This is a genomic window from Niveispirillum sp. FG148 (genome assembly GCF_057809655.1).
On the sequence record NZ_JBMDKJ010000012.1, the window covers coordinates 137,358 to 154,573 of the forward strand.

Below are 17,216 nucleotides of genomic sequence, written 5' to 3' on the forward strand. Positions count from 1 at the left end.
GTACATGCTGGCTTCCATGAATCCGCTGCTGAAACTGGCTCTGGAGGCGGGGCCGCTGGCCCTGTTCTTCGTCATCAATTCCCGCTTCGGCCTGATGGCCGGCACGGGTGTGTTCATGCTCGCCACCACGCTGGCCCTGGCCGTCAACTGGCTGCTGGAACGGCGCCTGCCGGTCATGCCGCTGGTGGGCTGCTTCTTCGTGCTGGTCTTCGGGGGCCTGACCCTGTGGCTGAATGATGAACTGTTCATCAAGATCAAGCCGACGGTCGTCAACCTGCTGCTGTCGGCCACCCTGTTTGTGGGCCTTTACCTGAAGCGCAACCTGCTGAAGGTGGTGCTGGGGGCCGCACTCGACCTGGAAGACGCCGGATGGCGCATCCTGACGGTGCGCTGGGCCTGGTTCTTCCTGCTTCTGGCTGTGCTGAACGAGATCGTCTGGCGCCATTTCGGGACCGAGATGTGGGTGAATTTCAAGGTCTTCGGCATCATGCCGTTGTCCATCGCCTTCTCGCTCGCCCAGATCCCCGTGATCATGAAGCATCAGAAGCCGGAACCGGGCACCGACGGGGAAACGCCGGCACCATGACCGGGCGGACCTTCTTCGATGATCTGGCCGTGGGCGAGGTGCAGCGGTCGCGCACCCTGACGGTCGATCGTGCGGCGATGCTGGATTACGCCCGCCGCTACGACCCCTGGGATTTCCATGTGGATGAAGACGCGGCGGCACAGAGCCATTTCGGCGGCCTGATCGCCAGCGGCGGCTACACCATCTCGCTCTCCTACATTCTGGGGCACGAGACGATGGCCAAGGACGGCCGCCCCTGGGCCTTCCTTGGCGGCTTTGACTGGCAGTTGAAATTCCAGAAGCCGGTCAGGGCAGGGGATACGCTGTTCCTGACCGACACGATCCTGGACCTGACGCCCTCGCGCAAGGGCGGCCGTGGCATCGTCAAGTTCCGCCGCGAGCTGTGGAACCAGGCGGGGGATGTGGTGCTGTCGATTGATATTGTGGGGTTGGTGGCGTCGCGGGGTCAAATATAGGCCGAGTGAGAAGCAATATGGCCTGGTCCTGCTGATTCATAAATGTTCAACGCTTTCCTTTTCTGGGTAGGTCTTATTTCTTCTTCTCTGCTTCTTTCTTTGAGGGATCTACCGTTTCATTGATCTTGATGGGCAGAATTTGTATAGGTCATTGACGGATTGCATGTTGAGCATACCGCGCTCAATAGCCTGCTTTGCCCAGAACACGTCATGGGACGACGATGAAGTGCCCGTACTGGCGTCATAAAGGGCTTTTACTCTTCTGCAACTTCCAATTGTGGCGAAGCCCTGCTTTGACGAGAGGAATTCATAGGCTCTTTTGAAGTAATTTGCTTCAATGTCTTCCAGTCGTTGGAGTAACTCCCTTGTGTCCTTGACTCGACTGGAATCTTCACCGCCAATAATCTTGGCGCAGACTGTAGTGTATTTTTGAAGAATCTGTGTTGATTTCATAAGGTATGGCCATAAAATAGTATTTTTCTTAATAACCATTCCAACAAGGCGAAGCTCATTGAGCAGATTGTATCCCTCTGCAAATTTATACGCCACGCCGTAGGTGTCCCTGTCCCGGCAAGATGATGACTCCTCAATTTCAGCCATAGCTTCCGCCGCATCCAAAAGATCCGCTGCTCGCATCATTGCCTCAGATATGGCCTTCATCTGAAATGAGTCGTCAGTATTCCACAGTCTTGTATTGTAGACCTTAGGCGCGCCTGTCCGAAATTCCTCGCCCTGAAATCTGTTCCTAAAATTCAAGGTAGGCATATTCAATGCCTTGTCGAGAGATGAGATGCTAATGGTAAAATATGTAAATGGAGTGGATTCATATCCCCCATCAGGTGTCTTCCGATGGATGGAAAATTCTTCGTACAGTGCACCTTCGCTGAAAGGAATCTTGGTAAATACATCTCCATCTAGAACTTTCCCTTCATGTATCATTACAAACTTTGCAGTGATGGCCTCACTAAGATTAAGGGGGCGAATGTCAGCTCTCTGGGCAGCAGCGGGCAGTGCGCAGATATAAGCCAGGAAAAGGATAATCCCACCGAATCTCATGACCCACCCTTCACAGCTTTGTGTCCGAACAGAATACTGATGTAAATAGAAAGCATAGTGAACATTGTTTCGGATGATTTTGATAATATTGACACCTCCCGATCGTCGAGCATGTTTATGCCAAACTGATTAATCGTAAATATCCCAATTACACTTGATAGTGCGGCAATTAGACATATTATTATGGCGCATTTTCCAGATCCATTTAATTCTCTGGCCGGATGATTTTCGTTTCCAGCGCTAGTGTCAAGTTTCATGAACAATTTTCCCAGTGCTGCTGGGATGCATGCAATTCCTGCCTTAATTACAGATATTATCGAGGCAATCGCATTTGATTTTTCACCAACGACACTGTAGTCGAAAAAAATTGTATGAAAAGCTGCAACATATGCATCGGCGAAGGCTGCCGATCCTGATTGCCCGGAAGTTCCTGAGAGTAATACGCCGACAGGAGCGACGAGTGTTCGAATCAGCATGTAACTTAAGAACGCTAGGGTCAATGTCTTGGCCACCAAACGTTCCTGTGGTGTATGCAGCCCCAGCACTTTGCCCCTCTCCTTGCCCTATGCATCCCCTTTGATTGGTGACGGATAGGGTGGAGATTGTCAACTTGTTGGGTAGGCCAAAGTGCCGTGTGGCTATATGTGGTGCGGTATGAATGCCATGCACCCTTTTAGGGCTGGAATTTTCCGTGATAACATGCGTTTCGGCCCCAGAGGGTTGTTGCAATTTTTCAATTATCTTTATGGGGTGTGTTAATGGCAAAAGGCTGTCACAATAAAATAACATGATTAAAATTTATATAATAAGAATATGAATGGCATAGTTAAAATTGGACGTTCGGCTCTGGAAAATGTCAATTAATCGCGCGAATTATATGATTTACTTTGTTTAATTGCACTTTCCGCACCTGGATTTCACCCCAGCCGTCCCCGGTGCAACAGCCCCTCCATCTCCATCGCCGGCACGGGGCGGCTGAACAGATAGCCTTGCAGGGCGTCGCATTGATAGGCGCGCAGGTAGATCAGTTCTTCCTGCGTTTCCACCCCTTCGGCCACCACCTGTTTGCGCATGGCATGGGCCATGGCGACGATGGCCTGGACCAGGGCGGCGTGCGCTTCGTTGCGGGTCATCTGGCCGATGAAAAACTTGTCGACCTTGACCGTGTCGATGGGAAGCTGGGACAGGCGGCTGAACACCGAATGTTCCATGCCGAAATCATCCAGCGCGAAGGTGACGCCCCGGTCCGCCAGATCGGCGATATTGCGCAGCACTGTGTCATCGTCGCGGATGATGGTGCTTTCCGTCAGCTCCAGCTTCAGCGCCGCCATGGGCAGGTTCAGCAGGTCCAGCAGTTCCAGCACCTGGGCGCTGAAATCCGGCCGCATCAGCTGAATGCCGGAAACATTCACCGACAGGGGGAAATCGCACAGACCCTCGGCGCGCCAGCGGGCGGCCTGGGCCAGGGACAGGCACAGCATCTCCCGGCCCAGTTCGACGATCTGTCCGCCCTGTTCGGCCGCCGGAATGAAATCAGCGGGGGAGATCAGGCCGCGTGCCCCGTGCCGCCAGCGGACCAGCGCCTCGGCCCCGATGATGCGGTGGTTTACGGGATGCACCATGGGCTGAAAGAAGGGCTCGATCTCCCCGCGCCCCAGGGCGGCCCCCAGTTCGGATTGCAGCCATTGCCGCTCCACCACCCGCTGGGTCATGTCCGGCGCGTAAAGCCGGAAGGGCACGCCGCCCGGCTTTACTTGATGCAGGGCCGTGCTGGCATGCTGAAGCATCTCCGCGGCGTCGCGCGCGTCGACGGGATGGACACTGACCCCGACCAGGGCGCGGCGATACAATTGCACCCCCTCTACGCAGTAAGGCGCGTCAAAGGCCCCCTGCAATTCCCGCAGGCGGGTCGCCAGGTCATCGGGCGCGTCGGGCAGCAGCACGCAGAAATAGCCGCTTTCCAGCCGGGCCAGCACCTCGCCGGGGGCCAGCAGGTTCTGAAGCCTGGCCGCCACCTGTCGCACCAGCGCGTCGGTGGCGGCCAGACCCCAGCCATCCTGCAGGTCGGTGAAGGATTCCAGGCCGACGCAGAACAGGGCCTCGCGGCGATGGGCCGGCACGGCGGCCAGGGCGTCGGACAGCAGCCGGGTGAAGCGGGTGCGGTTGGGCAGACCCGTCACGGGATCGAAATAGGCCAACTCATCGCGCACACTCTCCGCCGCCTTCAGTTCCGTCACATCCAGGGCGATGCCATCCCATTGTGTCGATCCATCGGCCAGTCGCTCCGGCTGTGACTGGGATCGCAGCCAGCGGGTGGCGCCGGACGGCGTGACCAGCCGGAACTCCACCGCCATGGGCGCCAGATCGGACGCCGACCGCTGCATCTCCTCCCGATAACGGCGCCTGTCGTCGGGATGGATGGCGCGCAGCAGCGTAGCTCCCGCGGCCGTGACCAGCGGATGGTTGGCGGGGTCGGCCAGGTCCGACATGTCGATGAAATCGGCCAGCAACTCCTTCTGCATGAAGGTGTAGCGGACCATTCCGTCCGGCGTCATGAACCGCCGGAAGATGATGCCGGGGATGTTCGCGGCGATGGAGCGCAGCACCATGTCGGCCTGCTGCCGTGCCGCTTCGATGATATGGGCCTTGCGCCGCGTCGCCGCTGCTGCCAGTTCCCGTTCGATGGCGGGCCGCAGGCGTGCGATGCGGTCCTTCAGCACCAGATCGGCGGCCCCGGCATGCATCAGGGCCACGGCCGCTTCCTCCCCGATCGTGCCCGTCACCACGATCAGCGGCAGGTCAGGGTCGTGCTGCCGGACCAGGGCGATCACGTCATTGGGGGACAGGGATGGCATGGAATAATCGCACAGCACAATGTCCCAGGGCTGCCGGCCCAGGGCCGCCACCACGCCTTCACGGCTTTCAACATGTGTTGCCGCCAGGTCCAGGCCGCCGCGCCGCAGGCTTTCGATCAGCCAGGCCGCGTCCAGGTCGCTGTCCTCCACCAGCAGCATGCGCACGGGTCTGCGCTGTGTCATCGACCCGTCTCCCGCAGCGGCTGGTTGATCAAGGTCCAGTAGAGGCCCAGCTGGGTGACGGCGGCCGTGAACTGCTGAAAATCCACAGGCTTGCGGACATAGGAGTTCACGCCCAGCTGGTAGGAGCGCAGGATGTCCTCCTGCTCATCGGAAGAGGTCAGAATGACCACAGGCATGTGGGCGGTACGTTCCGCCGCTTTCAGCCGCCGCAGCACCTCCAGCCCGTCGATCTTGGGCAGTTTCAGGTCCAGCAGCACGACGACGGGCAGGGCGTGCGACGGTGGTGCCCCGTCCTCTCCCAGGCAGTAGGCCAGGGCTTCCACCCCGTCGCGGGCAATGTCGATGGGATTGGACAGATGCGCGGATTTCAAGGCGCGCAGGATCAAGGCCTCGTCGTCGGGATCGTCCTCGACGATCAGCACTCTGCCGTCAGCCATGGATCATCTCCCCAGGGGCCAAGGTGAAGGAGACAACGGTGCCCTTGCCGGCTTCGGACTGGATATGGATCTCGCCCCCGTGCCGGCGGATGACGCGGGCGACAGTGGCGAGGCCGATACCCGTGCCCTCGAACTCGCTGGTGGCATGCAGCCGCTGGAAGGGGGCGAACAGCTTGTGGGCATAGGCCATGTCGAACCCGACGCCATTGTCCGATACTTGGAAACCTGGCCGGCCGTCCACGGTGCCCGCATCAATGGCGATGGCGGCGTCGGCCCGGCGGCCGGTAAACTTCCAGGCATTGCCCAGCAGATTGTCCAGCACGACGCGGACCAGGCGGGGATCGACGACCGCGTGCAGACCAGGGGCGATGGTGACGGACACCGGTCGTGCGGGGTCGCGCTGCCGCAGATCATCCACCACCTCGCGCGCCATGGCGGACAGATCCGTCGGCATCGGGGTGATGGTGGATCGGGTCACCCGCGACAGCTTCAGCAGGTCATCGATCAACTGCCCCATGCGCACGGCGCCCCGACGGATGCGGGTCAGGTGATCTTTGGCCGTTTCGTCCAGCCGGTCGGCATAATCCTCCAGCAGGGCCAGGCTGAACCCGTCCATGCTGCGCAATGGCGCCCGCAGATCGTGGGAAACGGAATAGGCGAAGGCCTCCAGTTCCTGGTTTACGGCTTCCAGTTCCCGTGTGCGGTCCAGCAGCGCCTCGTTCAGCCGTTGCAGCTTCTGCGTCCGGTCGGAAATATCGACAATGGCCGACAGCACCATCAATCCGCTATCCGTCTGGATGGGGTTCAGGCCGATTTCCACCGGAAACTCGCTGCCATCCCGGTGGCGGGCGAACAGGTCGCGACCGGCGCCCATCGGCCGGGAACTGTGGGCATGCTGAAAGAAGCCGCGGCGCAGACCGGCATGGTCCCTTCGATGCCGGTCTGGTACCAGCATTTCCACCGGCTGGCCCAGCAGATCGGCCCTGTCATAGCCGAACAGCCGTTCCGTTGCGGCATTGACCATGACCACCAGCCCGTCCTTGTCGACCATCACCATGGCGTTGGGGGCGGCCTCCACAACCAGGCGAAAGCGTTCATCGGAAGAAATGCCCGTTTCCGCGGGCTGGATGGGCATCGACATGGACCGACTCCCCGCAACAGGCGATCGACCAAGAGCCCTGTGGAAGATCCTGCTGTTTATTTTAGTCGCAGAACCATTGGAAATACAATCATCCTCGGTGTGTTTCCGCTCTTCCGCCCCTATGTCATTCGCAAGGGGGACTATGGCTTGTGGCGTAATCTCTGTGCCTGGCTATGTCCGCGACTAGGGCAATATTCGGGCAGATTTTGCTGCTGGCCGACCAACCCTGGCGCCTGGGCGCGCGGGCGCTCAACGGGCGAACCAAGTTGCGATGAGTTTCACACGTCGCAACTTGGCATTACGGGTCGAAACCCGACAGCAACAAAGGTGGGCAAGGACCGGGTGCCTATTTCCTTTTGAATTCACTTGGTAACGCCAGGGTAACGGTGATTGCGCTGCCGCAGCCGCTCCCGGCATCCTTTGCCATCTTGCAATGATGGGGGCGCAGATGGCGCGTATTTCTCGGGTTTCCACTCTTGCCCTGCTGGCGACGGCTGCGGTTGGCCTGCTGGGTGGCTGTTCGGTCAATGTGAATGATGGTGAGTATGACCATGGCAATTACCGGGTGCCGCGCACCGCCACCGATATCTGCCGGCGGGAAGTGGAGCGGTCCTTCGGCGATCGCTACCGCATCGCGTTCGACCTGCCGGAACTGACCACCAATGGCGGCACGCAGTCCGTTTTCCAGCCCTTTACCATGGCCAGCCGCAAGGACAGCTTCGAGCCGCCGCAGCGCCGGGCGCTGCGCTGTACCATTGTCGACGGCGTGCTGACGCAGGCCGTGCCGGGCTGATCGACCCGCCATTCCTTCAGATCGCCGCGGGGGCGGTTTCAGGAAGGCGGACCCATCTGCTCAGCCAGAAATGCCTCCACAGCCTTCAGGACGGTGATGCGCTCCTGCGCCGTGGTCAGCCAATGGCTTCCCCCGTCGATCAGTTCCAGGCGATGGGGTTTGCCGTATCTCCCCAGGATGGTGGCCATGTCGCGGCTGTCATCCGCCGGGACGACCGTGTCGTCGGTGCCATGGACCAGAAGGACGGGGACGGTGAATTCCGCCGCCCGCGCCTTCGGGGACAATCGTTCCACCGCATCCCGGTCCCGGCCGAAGGAGGCGCGCGTGGCGTCACGCATCTGTGAATAGCGGGCGTCATCGAACAGCGCCGTCAGGTCAGCCACGCCATTGATGCTGACCACGCAGCGGAACAATCCCGGATCGCGGAAACCGGCCACCAGGGCGGCATAGCCACCGTAGGAGGCGCCGACCATGCACAGGCGGCCGGGGTCGGCCAGACCCTGCCCGGTCAGGAACCGCGCGGCATCGACCAGATCATCCTGCATCAGGCCGCCCCATTGGCCGCGTCCGGCCTGTTCGAAGGCCTTGCCATAGCCGGTGGAGCCGCGAAAATTCGGCTGGATCACGCCATAGCCGCGGCTGGCCAGGAACTGTGCCATCCAGTCGAAGCCCAGGCCATCGCGCGACGCTGGTCCACCATGGGGCAGGATGACAAAGGGCAGTTGCCGCGCCTCGCGGCCGGGCGGCAGGGTGATGTAGGCGGGAATGGCGGTACCGTCGCGCGCGGGATAGGCGGCATAGGACCGTCGGCCCAGGACCTGGCCCGACAGTTCAGGGTAGGCCTCACCCAATGCGCTCAGGCCGCCCGTCTGCCGGTCAAAAAGGTGATAGCGCGGCGGCATCGTGGGCCCGCGTGAGATGATGATCAGATAGCGCCCGTCACGCGACCGGCTGGCAATGGTTTCCCGGCTGTTGGGGACGGCCTTGTCGATGGCGGCAAGCGTCTGCTGATCCTGTGGATCAAACAGGATCTGCTCAGGCAGATCGCCCAGGAAGGTGGCACCCACCGGTACCCCATCCAGGGACGCCAGGCCGTCAATATCGTAACGCGGGTGCTCTGCCAGTTGGCCCACGAAACCCCGCTTCGCGATGGAATAGGTGTAAAGCGCCCAGCGGTCGCTTTCGTGCCGGCTGGCGACATACAGGATATCCGGGTCGCGCGGCCCGCCCAGCACGCGCATTTCCTGGCCCTTGGTCAGATCGGCGCTGCCGATATCCATCCATTCGCCATCAGGGCCGCGGACGATGATGGTGGCGACACTGTCGCGAATCTTCATGCCGGCGCGTACCGTCCCGTCCGCTGCAACAACCCAGCGTGTGACATAGGGGCGGGAATTCTGGATCGTGGTGCGGTCCCCGGTCCGGACATTGACCCGGGCCACGCTTGGCGGGCTGAACCGGTCCTCCTGCATCATCATCAGGATATTGTCGGGATCGTCGGGCAGGATGGACAGCACCATGTCGCCCAGCAGGGCATCTGACAGCTTATCAAACGGCTTGCGCCGTCCGATCTCCCTGGCGTTGCCCCCGTCCAGATCGACGGCCAGCAGGCGCCTTTCTTCCGTCAGCACCTTTTTCACCTGCACCCCGGGCAGGTTCAAGGAGGGGCTGTTCAGCGCGCCGCTGAAATCGCGGGTGAAGCGTACGCTGCGGATCCGTTCTCCGGTGCCGCCAACGCCGATCAGCAGCCGGTCATTCTTGGCCCAGGTGAACCAGCGTATATCCCCTTCTTCCGGGGCGATGACCCGGTCATCGGCTGGCTGCGGGCCGACCAGCAGCGTCTTGACCACCAGCATGCGCCGCCCCCCGACGGAGGCCAGAAAGGCCACATGCTGCCCGTCGGGTGACAATTTCGGGCTATCGGCGGCGGGCAGCCGGGCAAAAGCTTCCAGCGGTGGCGGCGTGAGCGGTTGCTGGGCCATCGCACTGCCGGTCAGCAGGGCCAGGGCGGTGACGATCCCCAAGGCGGCACGTCGCATAGCGAGCCTCGCGTGATTTCTGCATCCCCTTTATAGGGGTGGTGGAAACGGCGGGCAAGTATCGCCTCTGGTGTGGCTCCGGTCGGTCGGTCGCATAGAAAAGGCCGCCGGGAGCGATCCCGGCGGCCTTGCCTTTCCAACCTTCCGCTTCGCCTCAGGCGGCGCGGGCGGCCATCAGCTTCTTGATCTCGGCGATGGCCTTGGCGGGGTTCAGACCCTTGGGGCAGGTCTGGGTGCAGTTCATGATCGTGTGGCAGCGATAGAGGCGGAACGGATCCTCCAGCGCGTCCAGACGCTCTCCCGTCATTTCATCGCGGCTGTCGGCGATGAAGCGATAGGCCTGCAGCAGCACTGCCGGACCCAGGTAACGATCGCCATTCCACCAATAGCTGGGGCAGGACGTGGTGCAGCAGAAGCACAGGATGCACTCGTACAGCCCGTCCAGCTTGGCGCGCTCTTCCGGGCTCTGCAGGCGTTCGCGCGACGGGGCCGTGCTCTGAGTCTGCAGCCAGGGCTTGATGGAGGCCAGCTGGGCATAGTTCTGGTTCAGGTCGGGCACCAGATCCTTCACCACCGGCTGATGCGGCAGCGGGTAGATCTTGACGTCGCCCTTCACCTCGTCGATCGGCTTCAGGCAGGCCAGCGTGTTGCGCCCGTCGATATTCATCGCGCAGGAGCCGCAGATGCCCTCACGGCAGGAACGACGGAAGGTGAGCGTGCTGTCCACATCGTTCTTGATGTGGATCAGCGCGTCCAGAACCATCGGACCGCACTTGTCCAGGTCGATCTCGTACTTGTCCTCACGCGGGTTCTGGCCCGAGTCAGGGTCATAACGGTAGATGCGGAAGGTGCGGGTGCGCTTGGCATCCGCAGTCGCCGACTTGATGGTCTTGCCGGGCACGACCTTCGAATTGGCGGGCAGGGAGAATTCAGCCATGGGATGAAAGCCCTCTCAAACGATCGTGACGGTTAGTAGACGCGCTTCTTCGGCGGGAACACTTCCACCTCGTTCGTCAGGGTGTAGAGATGCACCGGGCGATAATCGATGTTGGGCTTGCCCGTTTCATCCACCCAGACGGTGGTGTGCTTCATCCAGTTTTCGTCGTCACGCTCGCTGTAATCCTCACGCGCGTGGGCGCCACGGGATTCCTGACGGTTGGCGGCGGAATTGATGGTCGCAACGGCCTGGTACATCAGATTGTCCAGTTCCAGCGCTTCCACCAGATCGCTGTTCCAGATCATGGAGCTGTCGCTGACAGACACGTCCGGGCGCTTTTCCCAGACCTTCTTCATCAGCTCCACGCCCTCGTCCAGCACCTCGCCGGTACGGAAGACCGCGCAGTTATTCTGCATGATCTTCTGCATTTCCAGGCGCAGATGGGCCACGCGGGTGCCGCCCTTGGCAAAGCGGGCCTTGTCCAGACGGGCCAGCGCCTTGTCGGTGCTGTCGTTGGAAATGGTCTTGTGCGGGGCGCCCTTGGTGACGATCTCCGCCGCGCGGATGGCGGCCGACCGGCCGAACACCACCAGATCCAGCAGGGAGTTGGAACCCAGACGGTTGGCGCCATGCACGGACACGCAGGCCGCCTCGCCAATGGCCATCAGGCCGGGGACGACCTGGTCGGGATTGTCGGCGGTGGGACGGATGACCTCGCCACGGTAATTCGTGGGGATGCCGCCCATGTTGTAATGGACGGTGGGCAGAACCGGGATCGGCTCCTTGGTCACGTCCACACCGGCAAACACGCGCGCGCTTTCGGCGATGCCGGGCAGGCGGGCATGGATGACGTCGGGTGCCAGATGTTCCAGGTGCAGGTGGATATGGTCCTTGTTGGGACCGACACCGCGCCCTTCACGGATCTCGATGGTCATGGAGCGGCTGACCACGTCGCGCGACGCCAGGTCCTTGGCGGACGGGGCATAGCGCTCCATGAAGCGCTCGCCGGCGCTGTTGGTCAGGTACCCGCCTTCGCCGCGCGCACCCTCGGTGATCAGACAGCCGGAGCCGTAGATGCCCGTGGGGTGGAACTGCACGAATTCCATGTCCTGCAGGGGCAGGCCGGCGCGCAGCACCATGCCGCCGCCATCACCCGTGCAGGTGTGGGCCGACGTGGCGGAGAAATAGGCGCGGCCATAGCCGCCGGTGGCCAGCACCGTCTGGTGACCGCGGAAGCGATGGATGGTGCCATCGTCCAGGTTCCAGGCCAGCACGCCGCGGCACACGCCTTCCTCGTCCATCAGCAGGTCGAGGGCGAAATATTCGATGAAGAATTCGGCATGGTGGCGCAGGCTCTGCTGATACAGCGTATGCAGCATGGCGTGGCCGGTACGGTCGGCGGCCGCACAGGTGCGGTAGGCCTGACCCTTGCCATATTCGGTGGTCATGCCGCCGAAGGCGCGCTGGTAGATCTTGCCCTCGGCCGTGCGCGAGAACGGCACGCCCTGGTGTTCCAGCTCGATGATGGCGGGGATGGCCTCGCGCACCATGTACTCGATGGCGTCCTGGTCGCCCAGCCAGTCCGACCCCTTGACGGTGTCGTACATGTGGAAGCGCCAGTCGTCATTGCCCATGTTGCCGAGCGCTGCCGAGATGCCGCCCTGCGCTGCCACGGTGTGGCTGCGGGTCGGGAACACCTTGGTGATGCAGGCCGTCTTCAGGCCCTTTTCGGCCATGCCGAAGGTGGCGCGCAGGCCGGCGCCACCGGCACCCACGACGACGACGTCATATTCGTGGTCGATGATCTTGTAAGCGGTCGCCATGTTCATCAGGCTCCGAAAGCGATCTTCAGGACGGCGAAAGCGCCGGCGAGGAACAGCACCAGGGCGACCAGCTTGGTCAGGCCGATCACGGCCACCTTGGCCACCTTGCCATGGATATAGTCCTCAAAGACTTCCTGCATACCGTATGCGGCATGATGGAACAGGAAGCCCAGGAACAGCACGGTCAGGATGGCCGGGCACGGGCGCTTGAAGGTGGCCACCACCTCCTCATAGGGCGCGCCGATCAGGCTGATCACCAGGATCATGAACAGCACGGTCAGGATCGCCAGACCGGCCGAGGCCACGCGGTAGGAAAGCCAGTGCAGGGCGCCGACCTTGGCAGAGCCCAGGCCGCGGGCGCGGCCCAGCGGCGTGCGGAAGCTGTTGGTATCGTTAGCCATCTGTTCCCCCGTCACGCCGCGAAAGCCACGACCCAGGTCGCCAGTGTGGCGACCACGGCAGCGCCGATGACCAGCTTGGCGCTGGAATAGGACTGTTCCAGGGTCAGCATCTTGGCGCTGTCCCAGATCAGGTGGCGGATGCCGTTGAACAGGTGGTACCAGAGCGCCGCGGTCCAGCCGAACATCAGCAGCAGCCCGATGGGCGAGCCGATGAAGTTGGTGGCGCAGGCATAGGCATCCGGACCGGCCGCGGCGGCGACCAGCCACCAGACCAGCAGCAGGGTGCCAACGGTCAGACCCACGCCGGTGATGCGGTGGGCAATGGACGTCAGGGCCGGCAGCGGCAGCCGGTAGACCTGCAGGTGGGGGGACAAGGGCCGTTGCCGTCGGGCCGCAGGCGTGTCGGTCATCTCTCTTTCGTCCTTGATGATTGCCAGGGTAAACCCCACGCCCCACCCCCGCCAGGGGAGGCGACGCCCGGCGGCAAGACCACCGGCAGCTTATGAGACAAAGAAATCGCTCGAGTGACTTACGCCGAACCCCCCGTCTCGTCAACGCTTCGGCAGTGCGGTAGGGGGCGTGACGGCCCCCCTACCTTGGCATGGCGCCCCTGTTTTTCGGCATGGCACGATAATTCTCCCCGCCTTTTACACCGAAGGAACGGCATAGCATGCTGTCGTGTGATTGCCTGGATGACATCGCCTTTCTGGAAGACCTGTCCATGACGGCCTGGCCGGCGCCGCGACGGCTGATCCATCGCGGCTGGGCGCTGTACTTTGCCGACGGGCATACGGGGCGCGCCAACTCCGCCAATGCCGTGGTCCCCATTGCCGCCATTGACGACGCTGTAATTGATATGGTGGAGGCGACCTATCGCAGACAGGGACTGCCCCCGATGTTCCGCCTGACGCCCCTGTGCCCGCCCGATCTGACGGACCGGCTGCGGGGCCGGGGTTATCGCACCGCCAGCGAAAGCCATGTGCTGTTGCGGAGCCTTGACCGGGCCGATGCGGGGCCGGATTCCGATGTGCGGATTGTGGACCGGTTCGATCCGGCCTGGCTGGCGATTTATCGCACCATGGTGCCGGTGGCCGATGCGGAACTGCCTGCCCTGACCGCCATCCTGTCGGGCATCGTTGCCCGGCCGCTTTATGCGCTGCTGCTGGAGGACGGGGAGCCGGTGGCGGCCTGTCTGGCCGTGCTGGACCGGGGCTGGGTCGGCTTCTTCAAGGTGGCCTGCCGGCCCGATCGCCGGGGCCGTGGCCTGACCCGGCGCCTGATGGTCGACATGATGGCGCGGGCGGCTGGTGAGGGGGTGGTGGGCGCCTATCTGCAGGTGGGCACTGTCAATGCACCGGCCTTGGCGCTTTATCGCCGGCTGGGGTTCCAGCCGCTCTATGATTATGCGTATGCGGTGTTGAGATAGGGGGCGCCACGGCGGGCGCCCCCCATCCCGATCAATCCAGGAAATACCGCTTCAGCGCCTTCAGATCGGCATCCAGTTCATAGACGATGGGCTTGCCCGTCGGGATCTCGAACTGCACGATCTCCTCGTCGCCCATGCCGGACAGGTACTTGACCAGACCGCGCAGGCTGTTGCCATGGGCGGCGACCAGCACGCGCTTACCTTCCTTGACCTGCGGGGCGATTACGTCGGTCCAGTAGGGGACGACGCGGGCCACGCAATCCTTCAGGCTTTCCGTGCGCGGCAGCTGATCCTTGGACAGATCGGCATAGCGCGGATCGGCGTCGGGCAGGCGCTCATCGTCTTCGGCCAGGACGGGCGGGGCGATGTCATAGGAACGGCGCCAGATCTTGACCTGATCGGCACCATGCTTGGCTGCCGTCTCCGTCTTGTTCAGGCCCTGCAGGCCGCCATAATGGCGTTCGTTCAGGCGCCAGTTCTTGTATTGCGGCACCCAGATGCGGTCCATGGCCTCCAGGGCCAGATTGCTGGTCTTGATGGCGCGCTTCAGCACGGAGGTGTGGCAGACGTCGAAATCGAAGCCGGCGGCCTTCAGCTTGACGCCGGCCTCCTTGGCCTCTTCCACGCCCTGCGGCGACAGGTCCACATCGGTCCAGCCGGTGAACAGGTCGAGCTGGTTCCACACGCTCTGCCCATGGCGGATCAGGACAAGCTTCGTCATCTCCCACTTTCCCCTATGAACGGCCCCGATGGCGGGGCGCTGTTTATGCTGCCGGCCTGCGTCCTAACACAGACGACAGGCCGGCACCAAGGTCTGTTCCAGGGGGAACGGGTTGCGTTCGCGGCGACCTCAGAACCCCGCTCGCAGGGTCAGACGGAAGTCGCGGCCGGGCTGGGGCAGCACGTCCTTCAGGAAGGAGGTGCTGTAGCGCACTTCCTCGTTCGTCAGGTTGCGGGCTTCCAGCAGCAGGGTGACATCCTGGCTTTCCAGCGGGTGCCAGTCGACCGAGGCGTTGAAGACGGTGGAACTGTCGGTCGGCAGCTCGAATTCCGTCGTGCGCTTCTGCTTGTCGGTCCATACCCCTTCCACGCGCGCGGAGACGGTGGCGAATTCCGCCGCCAGACCGGAGCGCAGCGACAGGGCCGGCATCCGGGGTAGCGGGCTGTGGTTGGACCGGTCGGTGGCGCGCACATAATCCAGCCCGCCATCCAGTGCGACCGTCACCATGTCATTGCGGAACAGCTTGGCCTCGCCCTCCACCTCGAAGCCCCAGAACCGGGCGTCGGTGGCCGTGAACTGGGCCACGGGCAGGCCATCCTGTTCCGCCCCTGTCAGCCGCTCATAGACGTAATTGTCATAATCGTTGAAGAACAGGTTGAAGGTGGCGGTGACGGGGCCGTCCGTCTTCTTCAGGGTCGCTTCCACGCCCAGCCCCGTTTCCTTGGACAGGGTTTTGTCGCCCAACTCATAGGTGCTGGTGGCCATGTGCGGCCCGTCGGACAGCAGCTCCTCCGCGTTGGGGGCGCGTTCGGTGCGCGACAGGCTGACGCCCGTCATCCAGCCGTCGCCCAGCTGGCGCGATGCGCCGAACGAAACGGACGCCGTGGTGAAATCGCGGTCATAGTCGACGCTGCTGGCCTTGATGTTCTGCTGTTCCAGGCGCACGCCGCCTTCCAGCGCGAAGGGCGCCAGATCCAGGCGCTGCAGGGTGAAGATGCCGGCCTGATTGGTGGTGCTGCGCGGAACGAAGCTTTCCTCGCCAATGGCCTGGAAGTCGCGCTTGGTGGCCTGCACACCCATGGCGCCCGACAGGTTGCCAAAGGGCTTCTGCACGAATTCCAGGCGGCCTTCCCAGCCCTTGTTCAGGAAGCGGGTGCCGGGCGTGCCATCCTCCAGCTCCGTATGCTTGTAGTCGGCCCAGCCGAAGCGCACGCGGGTGGTGTCGAAGATGGCAAACGGCTTGTTGATCTCCCCCATCAGGTCGACGCGGGTCTGGCCCAGGTCGATGCGGACAGGGCCTTCCTCCCCGCCACCATCTTCATGGCTGTGGCCGGCCGGGACGCCGTAATTGCTGTCCATGCGGCTGACGGACACGCCCAGGAAACCCCAGTCGGCAATGTGCGACAGGCCGGCCGTGGCCCCCTTCTGGGTCAGGTCGCTGTTGGCGACATCCTTACGGGCCTCCTCCGCCTCCGCGTGCTCATGCTCCTCCTGCGCGCGCAGGGCCGCGGATTCCAGATGGCCCGGCACCTTGTAATCATCGGTCTTGCGGTAATAGCCGTCCAGATGCAGGACGAACGGGCTGTTCAGCTGCGCATCGATGCTGGACGCCACGGAGCGTTCATTGGCATTGCTGCCCACGGTTACGCGGGCCATGCCGGCAAAGCCGTCCTTGGGTTCCGCGATGGGAATGCGCCCGTCCAGCACATTGATGACGCCACCGGCGGCATTGTTGCCATAGAGCAGGGTGGCGGGCCCGCGCACCACCTCCACCTTCCTGGCCGTGTCCAGGTCCACGGCCGGGGCGTGGTCGGGGCTGGTGGAACTGGCATCGATGCTGCCGATGCCGCCCGACAGGATGCGGATGCGGTCCCCGCCCTGGCCGCGGATGATGGGGCGCGATGCGCCCGCGCCGAAGGCCGTCTGCGACATGCCGGGCAGCTTGTCCAGCGCGTCACCCAGCGTCGTGGACAGGGACCGGTCCAGCGCTTCTCCCGACAGGGTGGAAGTGCCCTGCAGGATATCAAACCGTTTGGCCCCGATGGGGGAGGCGGTCACGACGATCTCGTCCACCCGGTCATGGTTGCCGCTATCTGCGATAGGGGCGTTCTGGGCCAGGGCCGGCATGGACAGAAGGGCCGTTCCGGCCGCCAGCGCGTGCATCCGCTTCACCCAGCGCTTGCCGTTCCGCATCTCACTTCACCATTGAAAATGTTATAACGTAACGATTGTTTGCGACGGAAAAGTCGGCAGGTCAAGTGTTCTGCCTGCGACAAGGTGCCAATTTGGACCAACCAATCTGACCGCTGCAGAAATCATGGCCGGCGACTGCCGGCCCGCCGGGCGTGCGGCGTGAGCCAAGC

16 protein-coding genes are annotated in these 17,216 nt (G+C 62.6%); 4 read left to right on the forward strand and 12 right to left on the reverse strand.

The features are described 5' to 3' along the window. The first annotated feature begins 4 nt into the window (after window positions 1–4). Window positions 5–586 carry a septation protein A gene (locus tag ACODTW_RS14715; protein WP_488946773.1) on the forward strand — a complete coding sequence of 194 codons (582 nt, stop codon included), beginning with the start codon at window positions 5–7 and terminating at the stop codon, window positions 584–586. Further along, window positions 583–1,041, forward strand: coding sequence for a MaoC/PaaZ C-terminal domain-containing protein (locus tag ACODTW_RS14720; RefSeq protein WP_488946774.1), 459 nt, complete (start codon window positions 583–585; stop codon window positions 1,039–1,041). The genes ACODTW_RS14715 and ACODTW_RS14720 overlap by 4 nt, the downstream gene beginning before the upstream one ends. Before the next feature lie 108 nt (window positions 1,042–1,149). Here the strand turns inward: ACODTW_RS14720 and ACODTW_RS14725 are convergent, their stop codons facing one another. The 5 genes from ACODTW_RS14725 to ACODTW_RS14745 all read right to left on the reverse strand — a co-directional run bounded on the left by ACODTW_RS14725 (window position 1,150) and on the right by ACODTW_RS14745 (window position 6,713). Then, window positions 1,150–2,097: a hypothetical protein gene (locus ACODTW_RS14725; protein WP_488946775.1), complete on the reverse strand. Its 948-nt coding sequence runs from the start codon at window positions 2,095–2,097 to the stop codon at window positions 1,150–1,152. After that, window positions 2,094–2,609, reverse strand: a complete 516-nt coding sequence (locus ACODTW_RS14730) for a hypothetical protein (protein WP_488946776.1) — start codon at window positions 2,607–2,609, stop codon at window positions 2,094–2,096. The genes ACODTW_RS14725 and ACODTW_RS14730 overlap by 4 nt, the downstream gene beginning before the upstream one ends. Window positions 2,610–3,014: 405 nt before the next feature. Beyond that, window positions 3,015–5,135, reverse strand: coding sequence for a putative bifunctional diguanylate cyclase/phosphodiesterase (locus tag ACODTW_RS14735; RefSeq protein ID WP_488946777.1), 2,121 nt, complete (start codon window positions 5,133–5,135; stop codon window positions 3,015–3,017). Further along, complete coding sequence (locus ACODTW_RS14740; RefSeq protein WP_488946778.1) at window positions 5,132–5,572, reverse strand: response regulator; 441 nt, start codon at window positions 5,570–5,572, stop codon at window positions 5,132–5,134. Before ACODTW_RS14740 ends, ACODTW_RS14735 begins: the two co-directional genes overlap by 4 nt. Continuing rightward, on the reverse strand, window positions 5,565–6,713 hold the full coding sequence (locus tag ACODTW_RS14745) for a sensor histidine kinase (protein WP_488946779.1): 1,149 nt from the start codon (window positions 6,711–6,713) through the stop codon (window positions 5,565–5,567). The genes ACODTW_RS14740 and ACODTW_RS14745 overlap by 8 nt, the downstream gene beginning before the upstream one ends. Before the next feature lie 448 nt (window positions 6,714–7,161). On the opposite strand from ACODTW_RS14745, the gene ACODTW_RS14750 reads away from it, so the two are divergent. Next, complete coding sequence (locus ACODTW_RS14750) at window positions 7,162–7,506, forward strand: hypothetical protein (RefSeq protein ID WP_488946780.1); 345 nt, start codon at window positions 7,162–7,164, stop codon at window positions 7,504–7,506. A gap of 38 nt (window positions 7,507–7,544) precedes the next feature. On the opposite strand, the gene ACODTW_RS14755 is transcribed toward ACODTW_RS14750, so the two are convergent. The 5 genes from ACODTW_RS14755 to sdhC form a co-directional block, all read right to left on the reverse strand. Further along, entirely contained in the window at window positions 7,545–9,545 is a 2,001-nt protein-coding gene (locus tag ACODTW_RS14755) for an alpha/beta hydrolase family protein (RefSeq protein WP_488946781.1), read from the reverse strand. Between the two features lie 154 nt (window positions 9,546–9,699). Further along, window positions 9,700–10,482: a succinate dehydrogenase iron-sulfur subunit gene (locus ACODTW_RS14760; protein WP_488946782.1), complete on the reverse strand. Its 783-nt coding sequence runs from the start codon at window positions 10,480–10,482 to the stop codon at window positions 9,700–9,702. Window positions 10,483–10,514: 32 nt separating this feature from the next. Further along, the gene (gene sdhA, locus ACODTW_RS14765) at window positions 10,515–12,305 is read right to left on the reverse strand and encodes a succinate dehydrogenase flavoprotein subunit (protein WP_488946783.1); all 1,791 of its coding nucleotides are present in this window, start codon (window positions 12,303–12,305) and stop codon (window positions 10,515–10,517) included. Window positions 12,306–12,310: 5 nt separating this feature from the next. After that, entirely contained in the window at window positions 12,311–12,706 is a 396-nt protein-coding gene (gene sdhD / locus ACODTW_RS14770) for a succinate dehydrogenase, hydrophobic membrane anchor protein (RefSeq protein WP_488946784.1), read from the reverse strand. An 11-nt stretch (window positions 12,707–12,717) separates the two neighbouring features. Next, window positions 12,718–13,116 (reverse strand): succinate dehydrogenase, cytochrome b556 subunit, encoded by a 399-nt coding sequence (sdhC, locus tag ACODTW_RS14775; RefSeq protein ID WP_488946785.1) that lies wholly within the window; start codon window positions 13,114–13,116, stop codon window positions 12,718–12,720. Window positions 13,117–13,376: 260 nt separating this feature from the next. Here sdhC and ACODTW_RS14780 point away from each other — a divergent pair, with 260 nt between their 5' ends. Continuing rightward, window positions 13,377–14,132 (forward strand): GNAT family N-acetyltransferase, encoded by a 756-nt coding sequence (locus ACODTW_RS14780; protein ID WP_488946786.1) that lies wholly within the window; start codon window positions 13,377–13,379, stop codon window positions 14,130–14,132. Window positions 14,133–14,163: 31 nt separating this feature from the next. Here ACODTW_RS14780 and gpmA read toward each other — a convergent pair whose 3' ends face one another. After that, window positions 14,164–14,853, reverse strand: a complete 690-nt coding sequence (gene gpmA / locus ACODTW_RS14785) for a 2,3-diphosphoglycerate-dependent phosphoglycerate mutase (protein ID WP_488946787.1) — start codon at window positions 14,851–14,853, stop codon at window positions 14,164–14,166. 129 nt (window positions 14,854–14,982) lie between these two features. Further along, window positions 14,983–17,046, reverse strand: coding sequence for a TonB-dependent receptor (locus ACODTW_RS14790; RefSeq protein WP_488946788.1), 2,064 nt, complete (start codon window positions 17,044–17,046; stop codon window positions 14,983–14,985). Window positions 17,047–17,216: the final 170 nt, after the last annotated feature.

Excerpts from the sequence above, each read along its gene's own strand:
- ACODTW_RS14725 (WP_488946775.1), bottom strand. The coding sequence starts at position 2,097 with ATGAGATTCGGTGGGATTATCCTTTTCCTGGCTTATATCTGCGCACTG.
- ACODTW_RS14760 (WP_488946782.1), bottom strand. The coding sequence starts at position 10,482 with ATGGCTGAATTCTCCCTGCCCGCCAATTCGAAGGTCGTGCCCGGCAAG.
- ACODTW_RS14735 (WP_488946777.1), bottom strand. The coding sequence starts at position 5,135 with ATGACACAGCGCAGACCCGTGCGCATGCTGCTGGTGGAGGACAGCGAC.
- ACODTW_RS14720 (WP_488946774.1), top strand. The coding sequence starts at position 583 with ATGACCGGGCGGACCTTCTTCGATGATCTGGCCGTGGGCGAGGTGCAG.
- ACODTW_RS14715 (WP_488946773.1), top strand. The coding sequence starts at position 5 with ATGCTGGCTTCCATGAATCCGCTGCTGAAACTGGCTCTGGAGGCGGGG.
- gpmA (WP_488946787.1), bottom strand. The coding sequence starts at position 14,853 with ATGACGAAGCTTGTCCTGATCCGCCATGGGCAGAGCGTGTGGAACCAG.
- ACODTW_RS14750 (WP_488946780.1), top strand. The coding sequence starts at position 7,162 with ATGGCGCGTATTTCTCGGGTTTCCACTCTTGCCCTGCTGGCGACGGCT.
- sdhD (WP_488946784.1), bottom strand. The coding sequence starts at position 12,706 with ATGGCTAACGATACCAACAGCTTCCGCACGCCGCTGGGCCGCGCCCGC.
- sdhA (WP_488946783.1), bottom strand. The coding sequence starts at position 12,305 with ATGGCGACCGCTTACAAGATCATCGACCACGAATATGACGTCGTCGTC.
- ACODTW_RS14790 (WP_488946788.1), bottom strand. The coding sequence starts at position 17,046 with ATGCGGAACGGCAAGCGCTGGGTGAAGCGGATGCACGCGCTGGCGGCC.
- ACODTW_RS14745 (WP_488946779.1), bottom strand. The coding sequence starts at position 6,713 with ATGTCGATGCCCATCCAGCCCGCGGAAACGGGCATTTCTTCCGATGAA.
- ACODTW_RS14780 (WP_488946786.1), top strand. The coding sequence starts at position 13,377 with ATGCTGTCGTGTGATTGCCTGGATGACATCGCCTTTCTGGAAGACCTG.
- ACODTW_RS14740 (WP_488946778.1), bottom strand. The coding sequence starts at position 5,572 with ATGGCTGACGGCAGAGTGCTGATCGTCGAGGACGATCCCGACGACGAG.
- sdhC (WP_488946785.1), bottom strand. The coding sequence starts at position 13,116 with ATGACCGACACGCCTGCGGCCCGACGGCAACGGCCCTTGTCCCCCCAC.
- ACODTW_RS14755 (WP_488946781.1), bottom strand. The coding sequence starts at position 9,545 with ATGCGACGTGCCGCCTTGGGGATCGTCACCGCCCTGGCCCTGCTGACC.